The sequence below is a fragment of the Photobacterium sp. DNB22_13_2 genome, assembly GCF_052873915.1.
Genome location: NZ_JBNNXU010000001.1, coordinates 253957 through 275130 on the forward strand (window position 1 = coordinate 253957; position 21174 = coordinate 275130).

Genomic DNA, 21174 nt, shown 5'->3' on the forward strand with positions numbered 1-21174 from the left:
ATCTTGATGATTTAAGCCTTATCAAGAGTTCTACATTCTTTTACCGTCGCACCCTCTTTTGTGCGACGGTTTTTTCTTTTAGTACCAATCACTACTACCTCCACTAGCAACCACAAATCATTTTCTCCTCCCCCTATTTAAGTCGTCACAAAACAATATTATGCCAACTCTTTCTGTTTTCTGTTGATCAGGAAAGCCTCGCTCATACAAACGATTCCTTTTCTGACAAGAAAAAGCAGTTAATAGATCTAAATTGAGTCCACCCCCATATATCAGAGCAGAACGAATATTGAGTATTTTTAGGCTGGGAGAAAATTTTACAGCGACATGATGGTGCTAAGTGCAGCGATACGTGTTTCAAATTTCACATAATAAAAAAGCCCACAAGCTAAGCTTGTGGGCTTAAATAGATGGTGCCCCGGGCCGGACTTGAACCGGCACAACGCGAACGTCGAGGGATTTTAAATCCCTTGTGTCTACCAATTCCACCACCAGGGCACGCAATTCTTTGCGATGCGCCAACTGAAAAGTTAAACACCATCTTTGTCTTACCGCTGTTGCCGTAAGAATTATATTTGGAGCGACACACGAGGTTCGAACTCGTGACCTCAACCTTGGCAAGGTTGCGCTCTACCAGCTGAGCTAGTGTCGCAAATGGAGGCGCGTCCCGGAGTCGAACCGAGGTCCACGGATTTGCAATCCGCTGCATAGCCACTCTGCCAACGCGCCTCAACGTTAATCTAACTTGATTAACCAACCGCTTCGGTGTGTTCCGTTGCGGTATGTGGTGCATTCTACGCAATACAGCGTTTGAGTCAACAGTAAAATTCATCACTTTTCACTAAGTGGTGAATTTGCATTCAATAAGCATCGTTTTACAGGTTTTTCATACTTTCTCTTTCGTAGAGTGCTCAATTTTAAAGCAAAAAGTAAGAGTAAAGAAAGGTTCTTTTCATTACTCTTAACTCAATACAGCATTAAAATGAGAAGTTAACAGTACTGAATATGAGAAATGGTTAAAAAAACATCTTTACCTTCTGAATTTTCAAATTCACTCAGTAGGTCATGTTTTAAAATATAAAAAAAGCGGCGTATTCGCCGCTTCTTAATGATTTTATCAACACTGTATTCTTAGAGATGCTCGGAGTTCAGCAAGTCATGCTTGGCTGCTTTAAGATAGATGTACATTGACCAGTACGTTAGGAACATAGCTACGTACAGTGCAATGTAGCCAATCCATACCATCCATTCGTTCGGGTGCCACAGCAATACGATTAACGCGACCATCTGAGCCCCGGTTTTCACCTTACCAACCCAAGAAACGGCAACACTTGAACGTTTGCCAAGCTCGGCCATCCACTCGCGTAATGCCGAAATGATGATCTCACGCCCGATCATAGTAATCGCCGGAATCGTTACCCATACCGATTCATAGTGCTCGACGACCAGGACCATCGCCGCAGCCACCATTACCTTATCGGCCACTGGGTCAATGAAGGCACCAAAGCGCGTTGTCTGGTTGAGCTTACGAGCCAAGTAACCATCAAACCAATCTGTTACGCCAGCAATCAAGAAAATCAATGCAGTCGCAAAAGGTGACCAGCTATACGGTAAGTAAAAGGTGACCACGAAAAATGGAATCAAAATTAACCGTATGAAGCTTAGAATGTTCGGAATTGTTAAACGCATAATTCTTCGTTCTTATTGTGTAGATGTACTGCGCTGGGCTAATGATTCAGCGCGTCATAAATTTTTTCTGCCATAGCACGACTGATGCCCGGCACCTTTGCGATTTCTTCTCTGCTAGCTTTCTTCAGTTCCTGTAGGCCACCCATATACTTGAGCAATGCTTGCCGGCGTTTCGGGCCAATACCCTCTATGTCTTCCAAAGCACTGCGTTTTCTTACTTTTGCACGTTGGGCACGGTGACCACTAATTGCATGATTGTGACTTTCATCCCTGATATGTTGAATTAAATGCAACGCTGGGGAATCTGCAGGCATCGAAAACTCTTCACCTGTTGTCAAAAGCAAAGTTTCCAGCCCTGGCTTTCGGGTGGTTCCTTTGGCTACACCCACGAGCATTGAGCGCTTAGGCCACTCCTTCATCAATGGGTTAACTACATCATACGCTCTTGACAGCTGACCTCTACCCCCATCGATAAAAATAATATCAGGAATTCTATCCGGATCGACTTGTGAGCCATACCTACGCTCTAAAGCTTGTGCCATAGCTGCATAATCATCACCGCCAGTGATACCCGAAATGTTATAGCGACGATACTCTTGCTTCAGAGGGCCATCTTGATTGAACACCACACAGGAAGCAACCGTCTTCTCCCCCATGGTATGGCTGATATCAAAACACTCCATCCGCTCTAGCCTATTAAGCTCAAGCGCTTCACGCAAGGCAGAGAAACGTTGATGAACCGTCATACGATGACTGAGCTTACTCGTCAACGCTGTTCTGGCATTCGTTTGGGCCAATCTCTGGTACTTGGCTTTATTCCCCCGGGTGCTGGATTTAATGGCAATTTTACGTCCAGCCAGCTCGGTCAAAGTTTCCGCGATAACCGCTTGCTCATCGCCAAGTGCCTCACCCAGTAGAATCTCACTTGGAATCACCCTTCCCTCTGCTTGATTGAGGTAAAACTGGGTCACAAAGCTAGAAAGTACCTCGGTGATCTCGGCATCAACTGGCATTTTCGGGAAATAGCTGCGGCTGCCAAGTATCTTGCCTTGGCGGATATAAAGCGCGTGGATACAAGCCATGCCGTTTTCGTAGGCAATACCAACAACATCAAGATCATCGTCATTATCATGACTGACAAACTGCTGTTCCTGCACACGCCTTAGCGCCTGGATCTGATCGCGATAGGTTGCCGCCTTCTCGAACGCCAGTTGCTGGCTGGCTTGCTCCATTTTCTCTACCATCGAAGTAATAACCTGACGATCTTTGCCCCGCAAGAACATCCGGACATAGTTGGCCTGCTCACTGTAATCGTCGTCACTCACCAGTCCTTTGACACAAGGACCAAGGCAGCGTCCGATCTGGTACATCAGGCAAGGCCGGCTACGGTTAGCATAGACCGAGTCTTCGCATTGGCGGATAGGAAAAATTTTCTGCAGCAGATGCAAGCTCTCTCTGACAGCACCGCCATCAGGATAAGGACCGAAATATTCACCTTTACGTTTCTTGGCACCACGATGCATCGACAGGCGAGGATGCGCTGAGGCACTGAGGAAAATATAAGGATATGATTTATCATCCCGGAGTAGGACATTGTATTTCGGCAGGTAGAGCTTGATGTAGTTGTGCTCAAGGATCAGTGCTTCCGTTTCGGTATGCGTAACGGTGACATCAACCTTAGCAATATTTTTGACCAGTGCTCGGGTTTTTTCCCCGACCACATTAGCCCGGAAGTAGCTGGAAAGGCGTTTTTTGAGATCTTTCGCCTTACCAACATAAATGACCTCATCGGCCAGATCATACATCCTGTATACACCTGGCTGATGAGTAACGGTTTTTAGAAAACTCTTTGCGTCAAACTGTTCCGACACTACAACGTCTCTGTGTCTAACATTCCATGGCGGATAGCGAGGTGAGTAAGCTCAACATCACCGTTGATGTCTAGCTTGTTGAACAGACGGTAACGATAGCTGTTTACTGTCTTTGGACTCAGATTCAGTTGTTCTGAAATATCGGTCACTTTCTGTCCCTTCGTGATCATCATCATGATCTGAAGTTCACGTTCTGAAAGATCTTTGAAAGGGTTTTCCGAATCTGGTGCAAATTGGCTCAATGCCATCTGTTGTGCAATTTCCGGTGAAATGTAACGTTGACCGCTGTTGACCATACGAATTGCATTAATCATTTCGTCAGGGCCGGCACCTTTAGTCAGGTAGCCTGCTGCACCAGCCTGCATCACTTTCGTCGGGAACGGATTTTCTGTATGAATCGTTAGAACGATAATTTTGACATCAGGACTAAAGCGCAAGATTTTACGTGTCGCTTCAAGGCCACCGATACCTGGCATATTCATATCCATAAGAATGATATCCGCATGCGAGTTACGGCACCATTTTACGGCTTCTTCACCACTGTCGGCTTCCCCTACCACTTTTATACCACGGACATCTTCAAGCAGACGTCGGATCCCTGTGCGAACCAGTTCGTGATCATCTACAAGGAATACATTAATCAAGCTGTATCTCCAATATGATTTGGCTCTGCACCCAGCCGAATTGGCGGGATAGCTGTTACTGATATTACCCAATTCTACCTTAACTTCACATCTGATCTCATGCCGTTTCTGTGTAACAGCGCATGTTTTCGCAGTAAGTTAAGGCTTGACAAAACAATGATTTGTCTGTTTTTACAAGCTTCAAAATAAATGAGCTCGGACAGCAGTATTTACTATATTTCGAAAAAAATAAAGTGAAATATTCAAGATATCCAATTAGTTAGATTTATCTCAAAAATATAGCTCTAAGCTGTAATATTATTGTGACAATCAATACGTTAAATCAATTATCCATAAGTGGTGTCTGTGAAGGCTTTCCTTACCAAAGCCTAAAAAAAGCAACTACTTACTGTAATCCTCTTTCTTTCTGGCTAGCTACAAATAAACATTGGAAAGAATACTGCAAGTGCACCCTCTGCGAAGGATTAGCCAAAACCCATCAAGTCGAAGTTTGATTGGCTCATCTTCAGCTAAACCCATCTTGTATGAAGTATGACTCACCATTGACTGTTAAAAAAGGCAACCTGTTAATTTAGCCTATGCCCCTACAATACGGTTCAACCTGGGGCAATGTTCAACTCAGCAGCAAGGAAATACAATTCTGACTAAGAGTTAGACGTCTAGATGTAGAGGTTTCCCTTCTGTTTGATGTTCATGTATTATGTCGCGTCCTTATGCCTGCCGGCATAACTGCTCTTGCTTAAATATGGATATTTGCAGCGTCTAACCCAATAAATTAATGCGGGTTTTCTTTCGCCGTTGGCGAGCAGACTGTAGTCGGTAATGTGCAAGCAAATCCCCAAGAGCTTTAAAAGGTTATGTCATGAATCTCTCTGCCAAGACAGTTGTGCTCATCGCAATCGGTGCAGCCTTATATGGTATTGGTGGTTTACCTATGTTTGGTATTCCTGTCTTTGCAAATACCACTCTCAAACCCGCCATGGCCGTACTTGCCTTGTTTGGTGTGCTATTCGGACCTCTCGTTGGATTTCTTGTTGGGTTCATAGGCCACTGGGTTACCGACCTGTTTGCCGGTTGGGGCGTGTGGGTCACTTGGGTACTCGGTTCTGGGATTGTCGGCCTTGTCATTGGCCTATACCCAAAGCTCACCAAAGAACGCATTGAAAAAGGGCTATTTTCCAAGTTCGACTTCAGCCTATTTGTGATCCTTGCCTTTATCGGCAATGTGGTTGGCTATGGTTGTTCTGCCTATCTAGACGCCGTTTTATATGCCGAACCTTTTACCAAGGTCTTGGCACAGCTAACCATCATTGCTGCTGGTAACACCGTCCTAATAGCCATTGTCGGCCACTTCATCCTTACCGCTGTTGCAAAGCGCAAACAACAAAGCTACAACCTGATAGAGGCCGAATAAGCTATGTCCATTCAGTTTACTGACTTCTCATTCAAATACTGGGCCCTGCAAAAACCAACCCTAAAGAACATCAACCTGACTATCGAGCAAGGTGAAAAGGTTATCATTGTTGGTCCGAGTGGTAGCGGAAAATCGACCCTAGGCCAATGTTTGAATGGTTTGATCCCTTTTTCGGTCAAAGGTGATATTACCGGTAGCCTTAAAATCAAAGGCAAAGAAACCCGGAAAATGAACCTTCACCAGTGCACCGGCATGGTAGGAACGGTACTGCAGGATACCGATGGTCAGTTTGTCGGTTTGAGCGTCGGCGAAGACATTGCTTTTGCTCTTGAAAACCAGATGATTGCACCAGGCCCTATGCGCCAAGTGGTTAAAGAAACCGCCGCGATGCTAGAGCTGGACGACATGCTACAGCTGTCTCCTTTCGACCTCAGTGGTGGCCAAAAACAACGTGTCTCACTGGCTGGCGTCATGGTCGATGAGGTCGATATCCTGCTGTTTGACGAACCCCTAGCAAGCCTAGATCCGAAAACAGGCAAATCAACCATCGAGATTATTGATCGCCTTCACCGTGAAACGGATAAAACCGTTGTTATCATCGAACACCGTCTCGAAGATGTCCTACACTGCCACGCTGACCGTATTATCCTGATGGAACGCGGTGAAATCGTTGCTAACATGACACCTGATGAACTGCTGGCCAGTCCACTATTGACCAAGTACGGGATCCGCGAACCTCTTTATTTATCAGCATTGAAGGCGGCGGGTTGCGAAGTTCACCAATCAGACAAGCCAGCCTATTTGTCGACTATCGATATCGAGCGCTTCAAACCACAAGTGCTCGACTGGTTCCAACAAGGTGACATGATCACAACAGAGTCAGACGCCGCTCCTCTGCTTGAGGTCAGCAGCCTCAGCTATTCGTATGACGGTGAGCGCCAGACATTAGACGATGTTAGCTTTACCGTCCACCAAGGCGAATTTGTTTCTATCTTGGGTAAGAACGGTTCGGGCAAGTCGACAATCACCCGTTTGATCATGGGCGTATTGGAACCGGATGCCGGTACCATTTGTTTTGAAAGCATTGACTTGGCAACACGTTCGATTTTCGAGCGCAGCCAAGATATCGGTATTGTGCTGCAAAATCCGAACCACATGATTTCTCACCATATGATTTTCGACGAAGTTGCTTCGGGTCTGCGTAACCGCGGGATATCCGAAAACGAAGTCGAAACCAAGGTGCTGGAAACATTAAAATTGTGTGGGCTGGAGCGCTATCGACATTGGCCAATCGATGCTTTGAGTTACGGTCAGAAAAAGCGCGTAACCATTGCCACTATTTTGGTGTTAGAGCCTAAATTGCTGATCCTTGATGAGCCGACAGCGGGTCAAGATTACCATCACTACACTGTGATGATGAGCTTTATCAAAGAGCTGAACCAAAAACTGGGGATCACTATTTTGATCATTTCCCATGATATGCATTTGGTTCTGGAGTATACCCAGCGCGCCATTGTCATTGCTGACAGCAAACTGCTGGCCGACTCAGCCGTTAACGAAGTGTTCAGCCAGCCAGCATTGCTGGAGCAGGCCAACCTAACAGTCACCAGTTTGTATACACTTGCTACTCGCTTGGGTATCGAACGCATCGATCACTTTATCCATTGCTTCATTAACCATGAGGCAGGCTCACACTAATGAAAACCAATAAAATTAAATTCGGTATTAGTTATATCAATACCGACTCTCCCCTGCATGCACTAAACGGGATCACCAAGTTCATTCTATTTATGGCTTGGGTCACCATGGTACTGATGACATTCGATGTCCGCGTCATTGTTGCGATGATTCTGGTTGGCTTTGGTTTACTGCACCTTTCACGCGTCCCTTTTGCCAATTACAAAACCTTGATGACAGGGACAGTAACAGTATTGCTGCTAAACGCTCTATTCATGTTCCTGATCGCTCCTCAGCAGGGTAAAGAATACATGGGTAGTCAAACCGTACTGTTAGCATTTCCGGGGAACTACTCCCTAACTCAGGAAACGCTGTTTTACTTGGTAACCGTGACACTCAAATACTTCAGCATGTTCCCGGTTGCCTTGTTGTTTGTGTTTACGACTCATCCGACTGAGTTTTCGGCCAGTCTAAATAAACTGGGCGTGCCATATCGCATTGCCTATGCGGTAAGTCTGACATTGCGCTACCTGCCAGAAGTGACTAAAGACTTCATCAACATCATGCATGCCCAGCAAGCACGTGGCGTTGATATCTCGAAAAATGCGCCTGTATTTACACGCATCAAGAATGTGGCAAAAATCCTTGGACCGTTGATTTTCTCCAGCCTTGATCGTGCTGAAGTGATCTCCAATGCCATGACCTTACGTGGTTTTGGCCAGCACAAGCGCCGCAGTTGGTACAGTCTAAAACCGATGACCAAGGCCGATTTTGCTGTCTTGTTCACTATCGTTGTCGTCTTGGCTCTGGGCTTTGCCAACCGCTATCAGGCAGAACAACTTTTCTGGTATCCGTTCTGATGAGTTACACATAATCCCAGCGCACAAAGTTCCTTCGATGGTCGATGCTATAAAGCAATTAGAAACTAAAGCTTCTTTAGTGCTTCTATGTCATCTCAAACACGAAACAATTGTCGTTATAGGTAAGTCTTCATTAAGGCTACAATTGATAAGATTAATAGCAAATTGAATTGATTGACATGGTGACTTGGTACTTGCATAAATCGTAGTCTTCACCATCTGATTTAGTGCCCAAATGAGCATGGTCACATAGGATTGGACTGTTAATTTTGAATACCAAACAGCTTAAATGGAATAATTTGTAACTGCTTGGTAACTAGGATCTGTTGATCTTTCGAGTTGGTTTTTGCAGCTATTTTAAGGTTTTTATACAAGTCAGAGGGTTTGAAACTTAATCATTCATCTGATATATCAATAACGCTGTAAAAGAATTACAAGCGCTGCCTGAAGGGACGGCAAAAAGCGTTTTATTGATAATCACTAAGCGGTACACCTCTTGACACGATTAAACGCTTTAACTAAACGTCCCAGTTTGAACAAAAATCAACCATTAAAGATAAACAGCCCCTAAACCCACTAAAATTTAAAGTTAGAGGTGATATCATATGTATTGCTGCGCTTTTTGTTAGTGATCAACTTTGAATATGGTGTGTTTAGTTTGGATATAGTAAGAGTATGAAAGTAGCTATCGCGATTGATCGGTTATCTAAAGGCGGAGCGCCGAAGGTGATGCTATCACTGGCAAACGAGTTGTTGACACTTGGTCATGAGCCACATTTTCTTGTGATGTCAGAGGAAAATATTTACGATTTACCTAACGGAATCAATGCTCATTTCCTCTTTAAGAATGATGACAAAAGACTTAACAGATTATTCAACCTCGATAAGATAGCTAATGAACTTAGTGCAAAGATTGCGAAAGTCGAGTCTGAGGTCGGTCAATTTGACCTATTTTTGTCTAACTTAGACAAAACAAATTTATTGATGGCCAAAACAGCAGTTAAGCCTTTATTTTTTGTCTTGCACGCATCAGTGGAAGAAGAGCTGAAAAGACACGCAATGTTGGGACCGTTAAAGTATGTAAAAAAAATAAGGTCAAAACAAGCACTTAATGGGAAGCATTTAGTCACTGTCTCAAAAGGTATTGAAGAAGAGATTAGAACTAAGGGAAGAATTAAACCCGCATCGCTCACCACTATATACAACCCTTTTGACATTAAGGATATTGTATCTAAGTCACTCGAGTCTAATCCAGAGATTCCTACCGGTGATTATTGGATTCATATTGGGCGTTTTGTACAACAAAAGAGACACGACATCCTATTCGCATCTTTATCAAAGATGGAAAACAATCTTCCTATTGTTTTGTTATGCCATAAACCCAAGCAAGCAAGAAAACTGGCGAGAAAATATGGCGTTGAAGACCGCTTGATTATCCCAGAATTTCAGTATAACCCCTACCCATGGATTAGAGCGGCTAAAGGGATGTTATTGAGCTCCGATTTTGAGGGGCTTCCAACTGTTTTAATTGAGTCCCTGATATGCGGTACTCCCGTTGTGAGCACTGATTGTCCGCATGGTCCAAAGGAAATCTTATTGGATAGTTTGGCTGAGTATTTGGTTCCGAGACGTGACCCACAAAAACTTGCCCAAAAAGCCGATCTATTGTTGTCAAGAACGATAGACTTGACTGATTGTGACATTGAAAGCAAAGTGGCATCAGAAGTGGTGGCTAAGCAATATCTGAGGTTGATGGGTTAATTTTTATGTCTTTTTTACCAACCAAGAAAAAAATCGTTTTCGAAAATACCTATTTTAGTTTGTTCATTTATGTGCTTCTAGATGATGACTGGCAAAATAGTGATTATATCTTTTGGGGAAATCGATTTACGTTGAACTGCGTGAAGCGAATGGCAAACACTGTAAACGTGCTAGAGTGCTCCTACCATTATTTGCCTAGGATTATACCTAAATTGAACAAGGCGCCTGTTCAGTACTTTAAGAGAAAAATTGAGCAAAAGCAGATTTTTCGAAGCTATGATATTTGTGTTGGCAATGCACGTGAAATAAACAACCCTTTGATAAACATAGACCGAGTTCAAATTGATGACGGCGTGGGAACAACTCATGTGGAGCTTACTAAAGGTCCAAAGAATAAAAGCGTGTTAAGTCGCTTTCTTAGTTTACTCGTTCTCAAAGAAGCCACGAAAATTTCTAAAATTGGTAAGTTTTATCTCAGCCAAGACATTGAAGTTAAAGCAGAGTTCAAAGAGAAGATCGAAGTTCTTGATCTTAATGCTTTGTGGGGAGAAAAAACTGATGAGCAGCGGGCCCAGATACTTGAATTGTTTGATGTTGATGCTAATGAGTTTGAATGCTTCGACAGTAGTTACAGTGTACTCTTCACGCAACCTTTGAATGAAGTGATTTCGGGATATTCTGAGCAAAGTAAGGTTGATGGCTATAAGACTCTACTTAAAAACTTAGACATAGATGAGTCCAAATTGATTATCAAACCTCATCCAGCGGATCAAACGGACTACACTGTGCACTTTCCTCATGCATCGGTTCTTCGCCCAAGCTTTCCTGCGGAAATTATGTCTTTATTAGGCATGGAAGCTGATAAGGTTATAACATTAACTTCGACAGCCGTTGAGCTTTTTCGACATAGCAGTCGAGAGGTTGTCTACGCTAAAGCTCCTGATTATTTTAAATTGCCTGAAAAGCGTGCAAAAGCATTCAATGCTCTTGATTTTAAAAAGTAGTGTAAGACTTGCAGCACCTTTCGCGCTTACCTAGAAAAATGCCATGACACTACGTGGCTGGGCGTTTTCTAGGTTTTAGTGTAAAGACTCGATGGCCAAGACTCATAGGCCAGCAAGCTTTCAGTAAGCGTTGCTGGCGTTTTTTCATATCCGTTGCATTACCTAAGAATACGGCACTTTCCCCTCTTACTAACATCATCATGTTCTTTACTTCCTCATTGTTCTCGATAATCTTTTTTTATGAACTAACAGCTAAAGCTACACGTAAATTCATTAACTAGATTTTACGAGTAGTTCATTATGAAACCGGAGACAATTATCAACAAGGATAAACAAGGTACTGCAAGAGAGTATGCCAAAGTGCCCAAAGGGCGTCTCTCACGCCTGGGTCAGCTCGGCTCATTAGCAACACGTGTTGCTGGCAGCATGGTCACCGAAGGGGTCAAGCAACTCGCCCAGGGGAACCGTCCCAAGGCCAGTGAGTTATTACTTACCCCAAGCAATGCCAAACGGGTCGCTGAGCAGTTAGCTCAACTTCGGGGCGCTGCAATGAAGGTAGGGCAGCTTCTTTCTATGGATGCTGGCGACCTTTTACCTCCCGAACTGACCGAGCTACTCGCACGGTTGCGGGCTGAAGCTAAAGCCATGCCTATCAGTCAACTCAACGCTGTTTTACAGGACGAATGGGAAATCGACTGGCAAGATAGGTTTCAAACCTTCTCCTTCTACCCTGTCGCAGCTGCTTCCATTGGCCAGGTGCATTCCGCCACCAACTTCGATGGCGAAAAGATAGCGCTGAAAATCCAGTATCCAGGTATAAAAGAAAGTATTGATAGTGATGTCGATAATGTCGCGACATTATTACGGGTATCAGGTCTCTTACCCAAGGATGTCGATTATCAAGATTTGTTAGAAGAGGCAAAAAAGCAACTACATGCTGAAGCTGATTATCTACTCGAAGCCTCACTGCTCAAGCAATACCAGCAACACCTCGCTCCAGACTCCCGCTACCTCATTCCCTATGTTTTCGATAAGTTGACGACTGAAAACATCCTTGCCATGCAATTTGTCGATGGCCTACCGGTTGAGTCGCTGACTGATCATCCGCAGCATGTGCGTGATCTCGTCATGGATCTTGCCTTTGAGTTATTGTTCAAAGAAATTTTTGAGTTCAAGCTCGTACAAACCGACCCCAATTTTGCTAACTTTCAGTTCAATGAACAGACCCAACAATTGGTATTGTTAGATTTTGGCGCAACACGCGCCTACCCCGCCCACGTTGCCGATGGTTATCAGCAACTGCTCAGCGCTGCTCTCTATCATGACAAAACGTCTATGAATGATGCACTGCGACAGATCGGCTTTTTCAGTCAGCCAATCACCCCTCCACAACAAGACGCCGTAATTGAGCTTTGCTTGGAAGCCTGCGAGCCGATTATGACTGATGGTAAATTTGATTTTGGCCAAACTGACTTAGCCCGAAGAATTCGTGATGCAGGCACCACGCTGAGCATGAAGGAAAATTACTGGCACACCCCACCAGCTGATGCGATATTCTTCCACCGTAAATTAGGTGGGCTTTACCTTCTGGCTGCTCGACTTAAAGCAAGGGTCAATGTCAGGGAGATCTTTTCTCCTTATTTATTGTCACCAGCAAGTACATAACGCATTGTTCTACGAAGAAGGGCTCAGGTAATGAGCCCGCCAATAACCTGCGTCATCAAATAGTTCTTCATTGAGAGCAATAGCATTTTCGATCGACAAGAACAGCTCAGAGTTTTCTTCGCCTAACGACTGAAGCTTTTCACGTGCCCTGTATAGTTCGGCTATATAATCCTGTTGGATTTGCACTGACGGGTTTTGAGACTGACTCTGAGCAGCATAACTTTGACTACCTTCACCGGCTTGCGGTCCATCTTGTTCCAAACTGACAACCAGTAAAGAGCAGCCTAGAGCTATACCTAACAAACTTGTCTTCATTACACTATTCATCATCATGCAACCTCAAACCTGAACATTGATATAATAATGACAACCAATTAAACAATGTTCAATTGATACAGGCTGAACGAGTAAAATTTATTCCACACCACACATAAGATCGATATTTCGCTCGCTCTCATATACATAGAACTGAATTTGCTTACATATATGGGTTTAGGGAGGTGTATGGCACCTCCTTCACATTAGGAAGCCGATTTAGCAGACGTTGAATATGCATCCGACTTTATTAATTTCGGTTTTCGGGTAACAAGGAACACAGCAACGGCGGCTAAAATAAACCCGACAGCACCCAACTCATCAAAACTTTCACCAAAAATCAGCCAAGCTTGAAAAGCGGTCATTGGTGGCACCAAGTAAAAAGTCGAGGCAACTTTGGATGACTCACCATGCTTGACCATGTACAACAGCAACAGAATTGCAACGACCGACAACACCAGTACCAACCAACTCAAGGCGAATACAAATGCCGGGGTCCAGTTAACTTCCATTGTCTCGGTAGTCAATGCCACCGGTAAGAACAATAAGGCCGCCGCGCTGTATTGCCACACCGCACTACCCACCATATCGATCCCCTGACAGAATTTTTTCTGATATAAGGTACCAAAGGTGATCCCCACCAAAGCCAAGAAGGTGAAGATATATGCAGCCTCACGGCTACCGTCCTGGTGCCAAGCCATATTGCCTTGTAAGACAAGATTAATCCCGATAAAACCAATGACGAGTCCAATCCACTGCGATGCCCGCATCCGCTCTCCGGCACAACCAAACATCACCACGGCGGTCACTATCGGCTGTAACCCGACCAACAGCGAACACAACCCTGCGGGCATACCTAAACCAATAGCAACATAAGTCCCCCCCAGATAAAAACCGTGGATCAGTAACCCTGCGACCATACAGTGGGCTATCGCCTTCCCGGTGGGGATTCGGGATCTAAGAATTACAACCAACAACAAGAACACGGCAATATTCGCCACCATCCTCAACAGCAAGAATGTCGCCGGCTCGGCATAGGGTAAACCCAACCTTGCGCCAATAAAGCCGGAACTCCACAGCACAACAAACAAAAATGGGATAAAACGCGTCATCATGACCCTCTCACTTTCTTTTTCCCTCAATAGCTTTTACTTTATAGGGGTACAAAAAACTTGGTAGGGACAGATTTGTGTATTTTTTAGGGTACAGTTAAATGGACGATAGCCACAGCCAATTAAAAACAAAATACCACTATGTATATCGATGGATTGCAGAGCGCATTGATAAACAAAGTTTTCAACCCGGAGAGCGCTTGCCATCTATTCGGGAGCTGAGTCAACAATTGTCAGTGAGCAAAAATACGGTGATCCGTGCCTACCAGCAGCTGGAAGCCAACCAGAAAATCACCGCTCTGGCTCGTTCTGGCTACCGAGTCAATGCACCCACGGTGGATTCAATCAGCATCGAGCCAGTACCAGAGCCCGGTTTTGTTGATTTAATGGCCTTGAGCAAGAAAATTATGGGGCTACCAATATCCCGTGAGGTACTTCCGATGGGCTCAGCTCACCCAGATACAGACTTCCCTGCTATCAATAGTCTATATGCAGAGATTGGCCGTCATAGTCGCTATCAAAGCCATATCCCCAGTCACTACCAACTCCCCCCCGGCAACGATTTACTATTACAGCAATTAGTCGGAATAAACCGAGAGCTGGGTATTACCACCTCCAAACAATCATTGCTGGTGACCCACGGTGCCCAACAAGCAATCAGCCTAAGCTTGCAAGCTATCACCTCTGCTGGTGATATTGTATTGGTCGAATCTGCCAGTTACTTTGGTAATTTGATGTTGTTGGAATCTCTTGGCCTGAGAGTTATCGAAATTCCAGCTAGCCCAGTAACGGGGATCCACCTTGATGCCCTAGAACAAGCTCTTAAAGAGTGGTCAGTCAAAGCTATCTTAATCAATCCCAGCTTTAATAACCCTACCGGGTATGTCATGTCGACGGCCGATCGGCTTCGCTTTCTGGCGATGACCAGTGAGATCCCGATCATCGAAGATGATGTCTTTGGTGGGCTAGCTTATCAGGAACGTCCCCTGCCACTGAAAACCCTCGACCAAGACAACCGGGTGATCTATTGCAACTCTTTATCAAAAACCTTGGATTCTCGGCTTCGTATCGGCTGGGTTATTGCCGGCAAATACCAATCTGTGATTGAAAAACGCTTACTGACTGACAACATGGGCAGCCCCAATCTCATCCATTCTGCCGTTGCCCAATTCCTTGAAGGGGGGAAATACCGCCAGCACCTAGGGAAGATCCGACGTAGTTATGCTAAAAAACAGCAACTGTTTACCCAGCAGCTAAGCCAGGCCTTGGATCAATATCCTCAACTACAAGATCAGTACTACCTGACTCAGCCGAAAGGTGGATTCTTGTGTTGGCTCACTTTACCCGAGAAGACAGACAGCCAAACCATCTATCAAGAAACGTTAAAGCAAGGGATAAGCGTACTGCCCGGTAGCATGTTCAGCACAAATAAACGCTATGCCCACTGTCTGCGCTTGAGCTTTGCCAATTTTCGCGAAAACGACACCTGGCAACGAGGCTTAAAGCAACTAGCAGCCATCATTGCGAAGCAAATCATCCCATAGTCCTGAGACACCAGAACCAAACTGCTACACTACTTGTACCCTACTGAACCAAGGAAGGAGCCTTCATGATTTCGGGTCATACTTTATCTACCACGATAAATTCTGTATTCATCACACTGCTATGCTTTATCGGCTTAACATCAGCACCTAAGGTTCTGTCAGCCCCTGCAGTTGTACTTCAAGGTAGCAGTCAGGGAATGGACTACGTCGTCGAAAAAATCGCGCAAACCAACGGCGTACCCTGGGGAATGGTATTCACACCCGATAATCAACTGCTAATCACCTACCGTGATGGCATTGTTCGTCTGCTTGATCCAGCCAGCGGCAAAACACAGGATGTTTCAGGACACCCTGCTATCAGCGAATACGGCCAAGGTGGGTTGCTAGATGTGGCAATATTGGATGTTGGGGGGCTAGATAGTTCGAACCTAGAAAGTGGCAGAAATATCACCGCAACGTGGTATTACTTTACCTACAGCAAGGCCAAGGGCGGAGAGGCGGCAACTACCCTCGCCCGCGCCCAACTTGAAGGTAGTCGGTTAACACAATGGCAAGATTTATTAATTACCCAATCTCTCAGCGATGCCTCCCGCCACTTCGGTAGCCGTATCGCCTTTGATAACAAAGGGCATATCTTTTTTTCTATCGGTGACCGGGCACACCGCCCTAACGGGCAAGATCTCTCTACCCATGCCGGTAGTATCCTCAGGCTCAACCTCGATGGCTCTGTGCCCAAAGACAATCCTTTTATCGATACCGCCAACGCCTTACCGGAAATATGGAGCTACGGCCACCGCAATCCACAAGGATTGCAGTTCGACCCTGTAACCAACCGCCTTTGGTCCAACGAACACGGACCTCGTGGCGGAGATGAAATTAATTTAATCTCCGCAGGTGCAAACTATGGCTGGCCCGAGATTTCCCATGGCAAAGAATACTGGGGGCCTATTGCTGTCGGGGAAGGCACAGAGAAAGAAGGCATCATCTCACCACTCAAGGTATACACCCCCTCTATCGCTCCGGGTAGCCTGTTACTATACAGAGGTACAGCATTTCCCAACTGGCAGGGTCACTTATTCAGTGGTGCACTGAAACTTCGCCATTTAAACCGTGTTAGCGTTACTGACACTGAAAAGCTAGTAAATGAAGAGCGGTTACTTGAAGAATTGGACGTGCGGATCAGAGCACTGGTGTTAGACGCTCAGGGCTGGCTATATTTCTCGGCCGACTCTGGTACCATTTACCGACTAAAGCCTCATCCAAGCGAATAAGCTCAATCCATTATCATCGCTAAACTGCGTTCCAGTTTGTCCTGTTGAAACAATAACATCAACCTCACAACCCAATGAGGCTCTGGGCAAGTATTGCATGCATATTACGCATAGTATCTTTGTTGTTTTCTCATTTGAGTCATAGGTTGAATTCCACTACTATCCCCGCTCTTTTTTGCACTTTGAGGCACTGATGTTTTCACAATCACTCTCAGCCCAGCTAATGCGTATGGTGCTCCTGCTTGCTCTGACTCTAGTCGCTGTTCATCATTGCCAGCCTTTGTTGGACTCGCTGGCTGAGCATGCCATGAGCGGCGGTTGCCATCAGCAAAACTCAAATGACCACACTTTGACCGGACTTTAACAATGAGTATTTTCCGCTTTCCACTACTTGTATGGATGGGCATTGGAACACTAATTATCAGCCTAGGGATCAGGCAGTCTTTTGGCATCTTCATGATGCCTATTTCTATGCATTTTGATACAGGGCGCGAGTTTTTTAGTCTGGCTATCGCAGTTCAAAACTTATTGTTCGGTGTATTCCAACCGTTTGTCGGCATGGCTTCCGACCGCTGGGGCCCGCAAAGAGTCATTTGGACAGGTGCTATTGCCTATGGGTTAGGCCTATACTTAACCTCAATCGCGGTTGAACCTAACTGGTTGTTTGTTTCTTTGGGGGCTTTAGTTGGCCTTGGCTTGAGTGCGACCAGCTACGTTATCGTTCTGGGCGCGGTTGCACGAGTCGTCCCAGCAGAACATACCGCGAAAGCCTTTGGCCTAACCACAGCAGCTGGCTCTTTCGGTATGTTCGCCGTGATCCCTGGTGCTCAATACATGCTAAGTGAATTCGATTGGCAAACCGCTTTGCAAGTGTTCGCTATGCTGTGTGCACTGATGATGGCTTTTTCCTTCTTTATGAAGACTAACGAGAAGTCATCCACTTCGGTTTTAGCAGAAAATGAGCAAACACTAAAAGAGGCTTTAAGAGAAGCATTCCGCCACCGTGGGTACTGGCTCATTCACATGGGCTTTTTCGTATGTGGCTTCCACGTTATGTTCATTGCTACCCACTTGCCAAGTTACCTAGCTGATAAAGGCTTACCGGGCACCACTGCCGCCATGGCATTGGCCTATGTCGGTATTTTCAATATCTTCGGTAGCTACTTCTGGGGTGTAATGGGTGACAAGTTCAACAAGCGCTATGTGATGTCTGCCCTGTACATTATGCGTACCTTGGTTATTGCTGCCTTTGTTACTTTACCTGTAACAACAGAAACGGCGGCGATTTTCGGGGGTGCTATTGGTTTTTGTTGGCTAGGTACCGTGCCATTAACCTCTGGCTTAGTTCGCCAAATCTTTGGCCCTCGTTACCTATCTACCCTATACGGATTGGTTTTCTTCACCCACCAAGTAGGTAGTTTCCTTGGTGCTTGGTTCGGTGGTCGTATCTACGATTACTACGGCAGCTATGAGCCAATCTGGTGGTCAACGGTTGTGTTTGCCCTCATTGCCGCGCTTTTGCATATACCGATCAACGACAAGCCAATTGTGCGCCAAGCGGCTATCGCGTAACAATTTGAAGTCTTACCAATAAACAAAAAGCCCCCGGTTCACAGAACCGAGGGCTTTTTTATCATTGAAGCAACGCTATTTAGCGGCTACAAAATTTCAGAGCTTACAGATGCTCACCTCGGCGCAGCGCATCAATACGCTTATCCAATGGTGGGTGCGTCATGAACAACTCAGAAAGTGATTTCTTGCCATTGATACCAAACGCCATCATTGAACCTTCAAGCTGAGGCTCATGACTCATTTTAAGGCGCTCAAGCGCAGCAATCATCTTCTCTTTACCCACAAGGTGCGCAGAGCCCGCATCGGCCTTGAACTCGCGGTGACGGCTGTACCACATAGTCAGGATGCTCGCCAGGAAGCCGAATAGCACTTCCATGATAGAAGAAACAATGAAGTAAGTCATGTAGCTACCGCCACCGCCTTCTTCATCATTGCTATTCACACCACTGATAGCGCCTGCCACCAAGCGAGACACAAAAATCACAAAGGTATTCACCACGCCCTGCATTAGGGTCATGGTTACCATGTCGCCATTAGAAATGTGGCTAACTTCATGTGCTAATACCGCCTCGGCTTCGTCGCGGGTCATGTTGTGCAGCAAACCTGTCGACACTGCCACCAGCGAATCATCACGCTTAGCACCGGTAGCAAATGCATTAATATCCCCAGAATCGTAAACCGCGACCGTTGGCATACCGATACCAGCCTGCTGTGCCTGACGGGAAACCGTTTCCATTAACCAGTGCTCAGTCTCATTACGCGGGTGCTCGATAACCATCCCGCCTACAGAGCGTAGGGCCATTGACTTCGACATGAACAAGGAAATCAATGAACCACCAAAACCAAACAAGGCTGCCATCACCAATAGCCCTGAAAGGCTACCTGGTTGCATGCCTGTCACCGCATAAACGACGTTCAAGACAACACTGAAAACCAGCATTACAGCTAGGTTAGTTGCCAAAAACAATGCAATACGCTTCATAAAATACTCTTTCTCCAGAAAAGAAGGTGCTGTACCCCCATTAACCGCCACTGTTGGGGCCATGGAAGCATCATCCATTTGTTATTGATATGTATAGTATGGTCGTTGAAACAGAAAACAAGTGGAAGTGAAAAATTGTTACGTTTCATTTTTGTTAGTAAACAATCAAATACTATTAATCAATCTTTCTTATAATAATAGAAACAGCTTTAATTGGGGCTTAACACAAGGTATGTATCCGCCGCTAATCAATCATCGCAACTGATTGCTATATGTAGCCTAATTACAAATAATCCCAAGCAAGCTTGCACAGATATCCGAGTGATTTTTTCCCGCAAGGTATACTCCTGCGCATAGTCCATTTCATTTTTCCTTTATCCGCAGAGGCAACAGGCTCTTTTATCCAAGGTAAACCGTGATTCCTAGATCAGGTCAAAATAATATGTTCAAAGCACGTTGCATCCACTTCATATCTTCCTTCCCACGATTGAGTTCACCGTTTAGAAAATCCCTTGTGTAATAAATCAATCTCATAATAAGGCATCACTCGAATATCTTTGTTAAGCAAGGTGTTAGGTAGTATTTTCACAAGCAGTGGTCCAACCACCGCCTATCTAAGATACGCAAAATGGCAAATATGCAACAGAATGAAATGGTAAGACTAGACAGGTTTAGACTTTAGTCTTATTGTATCTACGACTGATATATTCTATTGTCGTATTTCGTTAGTGATGATGCATGGTATTCAATTATCAAGGAGGAATGATGGCCGATCACGAAAACTACCAGGTAGCGATTGACATCTTACGTTGTCATCTTGGTCTGTCTGCAGATGAAGCACGCAAAGAGCTAGGGTTAGACGGAAATAACAAAAAGCTTACTGATACCCAAGAGGCGCTTATTGGTCTAACTGGCAATAACTAAGCACTTCTGTTTATAACCAGATTTACCAAAAACCTCTCTGCAAAGAGAGGTTTTTTCATATATAGCGAGATCAAGATCACAATTCAGCTGTTATTCAGCTAGCAAGCATAGACTGTGCTCCCTTCGAGACCATTTACAGCACACAGGTACGCTATGCCGTCAACCACAACTTCTGCCTCTCAACCTATGCAGGCAAACTCACTTTACCAACCACTGATTAAAAGCGTATCCCTGTTCATTTTGCTTGCGCTACTGTTGGCGCTATCCGCTTTCACCATCCATTTTGATGTACTTACGCTCCAAAATAATATTGGAGAAAATTCCTGGACGGAATTTTTGCAAGAAACCTACCTCTTCATCACATCCAGTCTGTTTGCTATCGTTGCCGTGCGTCAGTCGAAGCAACGCGGATTTGCTATTCTGGTCTCTGCATTCTTTGCCGTGATGTTTGTGCGTGAAATGGACTCAGTACTCGATCAAATTGTCCACGGCTTCTGGAAGTACCCGGCTTGGCTTATCGCATCGTCGGCGATTGGCTACGCTATCATGCACCGCAAGACGACTGTTGAGCCATTGATGGAGTATATGAAGCACAACAGTTTCAGCTTGATGCTTGGCGCCATGGTGACACTGCTTGTTTTCGCCCGTATCTTTGGTATGGGGGGATTATGGCAAGGGATCATGCAAGGGCATTATGTCCGCGGTGTAAAGAACTTGGCCGAAGAAGGGGTCGAACTACTTGCCTATAGCCTGATCCTATTTTCCGCTGCGTGGTATTGCCTACCGAAACTTAAACCTGCTCAGAACAAACTTTCAGTAAAGTAACTCTCGGTGAAAATACGCGAAAAAAAACCTGCCAGACGGCAGGT

At 45.2% G+C, this 21174-nt stretch carries 19 protein-coding genes and 3 tRNA genes; 12 read left to right on the top strand and 10 right to left on the bottom strand.

The annotated features are described in order from the left end of the window. Window positions 1–411: 411 nt before the first annotated feature. The 6 genes from ACVA58_RS01070 to uvrY all read right to left on the bottom strand — a co-directional run bounded on the left by ACVA58_RS01070 (window position 412) and on the right by uvrY (window position 4204). Window positions 412–498 (bottom strand) — tRNA-Leu (locus ACVA58_RS01070). Between the two features lie 78 nt (window positions 499–576). Continuing rightward, window positions 577–652, bottom strand: a tRNA-Gly gene (locus ACVA58_RS01075). 3 nt (window positions 653–655) lie between these two features. Beyond that, a tRNA-Cys gene (locus tag ACVA58_RS01080) sits at window positions 656–729 on the bottom strand. A gap of 402 nt (window positions 730–1131) precedes the next feature. Continuing rightward, entirely contained in the window at window positions 1132–1689 is a 558-nt protein-coding gene (pgsA, locus tag ACVA58_RS01085) for a CDP-diacylglycerol--glycerol-3-phosphate 3-phosphatidyltransferase (RefSeq protein ID WP_446508623.1), read from the bottom strand. Window positions 1690–1727: 38 nt separating this feature from the next. Beyond that, entirely contained in the window at window positions 1728–3560 is a 1833-nt protein-coding gene (gene uvrC, locus ACVA58_RS01090) for an excinuclease ABC subunit UvrC (protein WP_446508624.1), read from the bottom strand. Then, complete coding sequence (uvrY, locus tag ACVA58_RS01095; RefSeq protein ID WP_039468571.1) at window positions 3560–4204, bottom strand: UvrY/SirA/GacA family response regulator transcription factor; 645 nt, start codon at window positions 4202–4204, stop codon at window positions 3560–3562. The genes uvrC and uvrY overlap by 1 nt, the downstream gene beginning before the upstream one ends. Before the next feature lie 862 nt (window positions 4205–5066). Between uvrY and ACVA58_RS01100 the strand changes: the two genes are divergently transcribed. From ACVA58_RS01100 to ACVA58_RS01120, 5 genes are all read left to right on the top strand, one after another. Beyond that, the gene (locus ACVA58_RS01100; protein WP_446508625.1) at window positions 5067–5618 is read left to right on the top strand and encodes an ECF-type riboflavin transporter substrate-binding protein; all 552 of its coding nucleotides are present in this window, start codon (window positions 5067–5069) and stop codon (window positions 5616–5618) included. Between the two features lie 3 nt (window positions 5619–5621). After that, window positions 5622–7316, top strand: a complete 1695-nt coding sequence (locus ACVA58_RS01105; RefSeq protein ID WP_446508626.1) for an ABC transporter ATP-binding protein — start codon at window positions 5622–5624, stop codon at window positions 7314–7316. Further along, the gene (locus ACVA58_RS01110) at window positions 7316–8155 is read left to right on the top strand and encodes an energy-coupling factor transporter transmembrane component T family protein (RefSeq protein WP_446508627.1); all 840 of its coding nucleotides are present in this window, start codon (window positions 7316–7318) and stop codon (window positions 8153–8155) included. The genes ACVA58_RS01105 and ACVA58_RS01110 overlap by 1 nt, the downstream gene beginning before the upstream one ends. 675 nt (window positions 8156–8830) lie before the next feature. After that, on the top strand, window positions 8831–9916 hold the full coding sequence (locus ACVA58_RS01115) for a glycosyltransferase (RefSeq protein WP_446508628.1): 1086 nt from the start codon (window positions 8831–8833) through the stop codon (window positions 9914–9916). Window positions 9917–9921: 5 nt separating this feature from the next. Continuing rightward, a complete protein-coding gene (locus ACVA58_RS01120) occupies window positions 9922–10920 on the top strand; it encodes a glycosyltransferase family 52 (RefSeq protein WP_446508629.1) in 999 nt (332 codons plus the stop codon). Window positions 10921–10969: 49 nt separating this feature from the next. Here ACVA58_RS01120 and ACVA58_RS01125 read toward each other — a convergent pair whose 3' ends face one another. Then, a complete protein-coding gene (locus ACVA58_RS01125; RefSeq protein WP_446508630.1) occupies window positions 10970–11122 on the bottom strand; it encodes a hypothetical protein in 153 nt (50 codons plus the stop codon). Window positions 11123–11220: 98 nt separating this feature from the next. Here ACVA58_RS01125 and ACVA58_RS01130 point away from each other — a divergent pair, with 98 nt between their 5' ends. Continuing rightward, window positions 11221–12585: an ABC1 kinase family protein gene (locus tag ACVA58_RS01130; protein WP_446508631.1), complete on the top strand. Its 1365-nt coding sequence runs from the start codon at window positions 11221–11223 to the stop codon at window positions 12583–12585. A 9-nt stretch (window positions 12586–12594) separates the two neighbouring features. Here the strand turns inward: ACVA58_RS01130 and ACVA58_RS01135 are convergent, their stop codons facing one another. Both ACVA58_RS01135 and ACVA58_RS01140 read right to left on the bottom strand, forming a co-directional pair. Further along, on the bottom strand, window positions 12595–12918 hold the full coding sequence (locus ACVA58_RS01135) for a hypothetical protein (RefSeq protein ID WP_446508632.1): 324 nt from the start codon (window positions 12916–12918) through the stop codon (window positions 12595–12597). Between the two features lie 188 nt (window positions 12919–13106). Then, window positions 13107–14015: a DMT family transporter gene (locus tag ACVA58_RS01140; protein WP_446508633.1), complete on the bottom strand. Its 909-nt coding sequence runs from the start codon at window positions 14013–14015 to the stop codon at window positions 13107–13109. A gap of 98 nt (window positions 14016–14113) precedes the next feature. On the opposite strand from ACVA58_RS01140, the gene ACVA58_RS01145 reads away from it, so the two are divergent. The 4 genes from ACVA58_RS01145 (at window position 14114) to ACVA58_RS01160 (ending at window position 18399) form a co-directional block, all read left to right on the top strand. Then, window positions 14114–15556: an aminotransferase-like domain-containing protein gene (locus ACVA58_RS01145; protein ID WP_446508634.1), complete on the top strand. Its 1443-nt coding sequence runs from the start codon at window positions 14114–14116 to the stop codon at window positions 15554–15556. A gap of 65 nt (window positions 15557–15621) precedes the next feature. Beyond that, window positions 15622–16827 carry a PQQ-dependent sugar dehydrogenase gene (locus tag ACVA58_RS01150; RefSeq protein WP_446508635.1) on the top strand — a complete coding sequence of 402 codons (1206 nt, stop codon included), beginning with the start codon at window positions 15622–15624 and terminating at the stop codon, window positions 16825–16827. 193 nt (window positions 16828–17020) lie between these two features. Beyond that, window positions 17021–17191 (top strand): hypothetical protein, encoded by a 171-nt coding sequence (locus ACVA58_RS01155; protein WP_446508636.1) that lies wholly within the window; start codon window positions 17021–17023, stop codon window positions 17189–17191. A 2-nt stretch (window positions 17192–17193) separates the two neighbouring features. Then, window positions 17194–18399: an MFS transporter gene (locus tag ACVA58_RS01160; protein WP_446508637.1), complete on the top strand. Its 1206-nt coding sequence runs from the start codon at window positions 17194–17196 to the stop codon at window positions 18397–18399. 103 nt (window positions 18400–18502) lie between these two features. On the opposite strand, the gene htpX is transcribed toward ACVA58_RS01160, so the two are convergent. Next, window positions 18503–19381, bottom strand: coding sequence for a protease HtpX (gene htpX / locus ACVA58_RS01165; protein WP_446508638.1), 879 nt, complete (start codon window positions 19379–19381; stop codon window positions 18503–18505). 762 nt (window positions 19382–20143) lie between these two features. Between htpX and ACVA58_RS01170 the strand changes: the two genes are divergently transcribed. Beyond that, on the top strand, window positions 20144–20305 hold the full coding sequence (locus tag ACVA58_RS01170) for a hypothetical protein (protein WP_255040957.1): 162 nt from the start codon (window positions 20144–20146) through the stop codon (window positions 20303–20305). A gap of 153 nt (window positions 20306–20458) precedes the next feature. After that, window positions 20459–21130 (top strand): hypothetical protein, encoded by a 672-nt coding sequence (locus ACVA58_RS01175; RefSeq protein WP_446508639.1) that lies wholly within the window; start codon window positions 20459–20461, stop codon window positions 21128–21130. Window positions 21131–21174 lie beyond the last annotated feature (44 nt).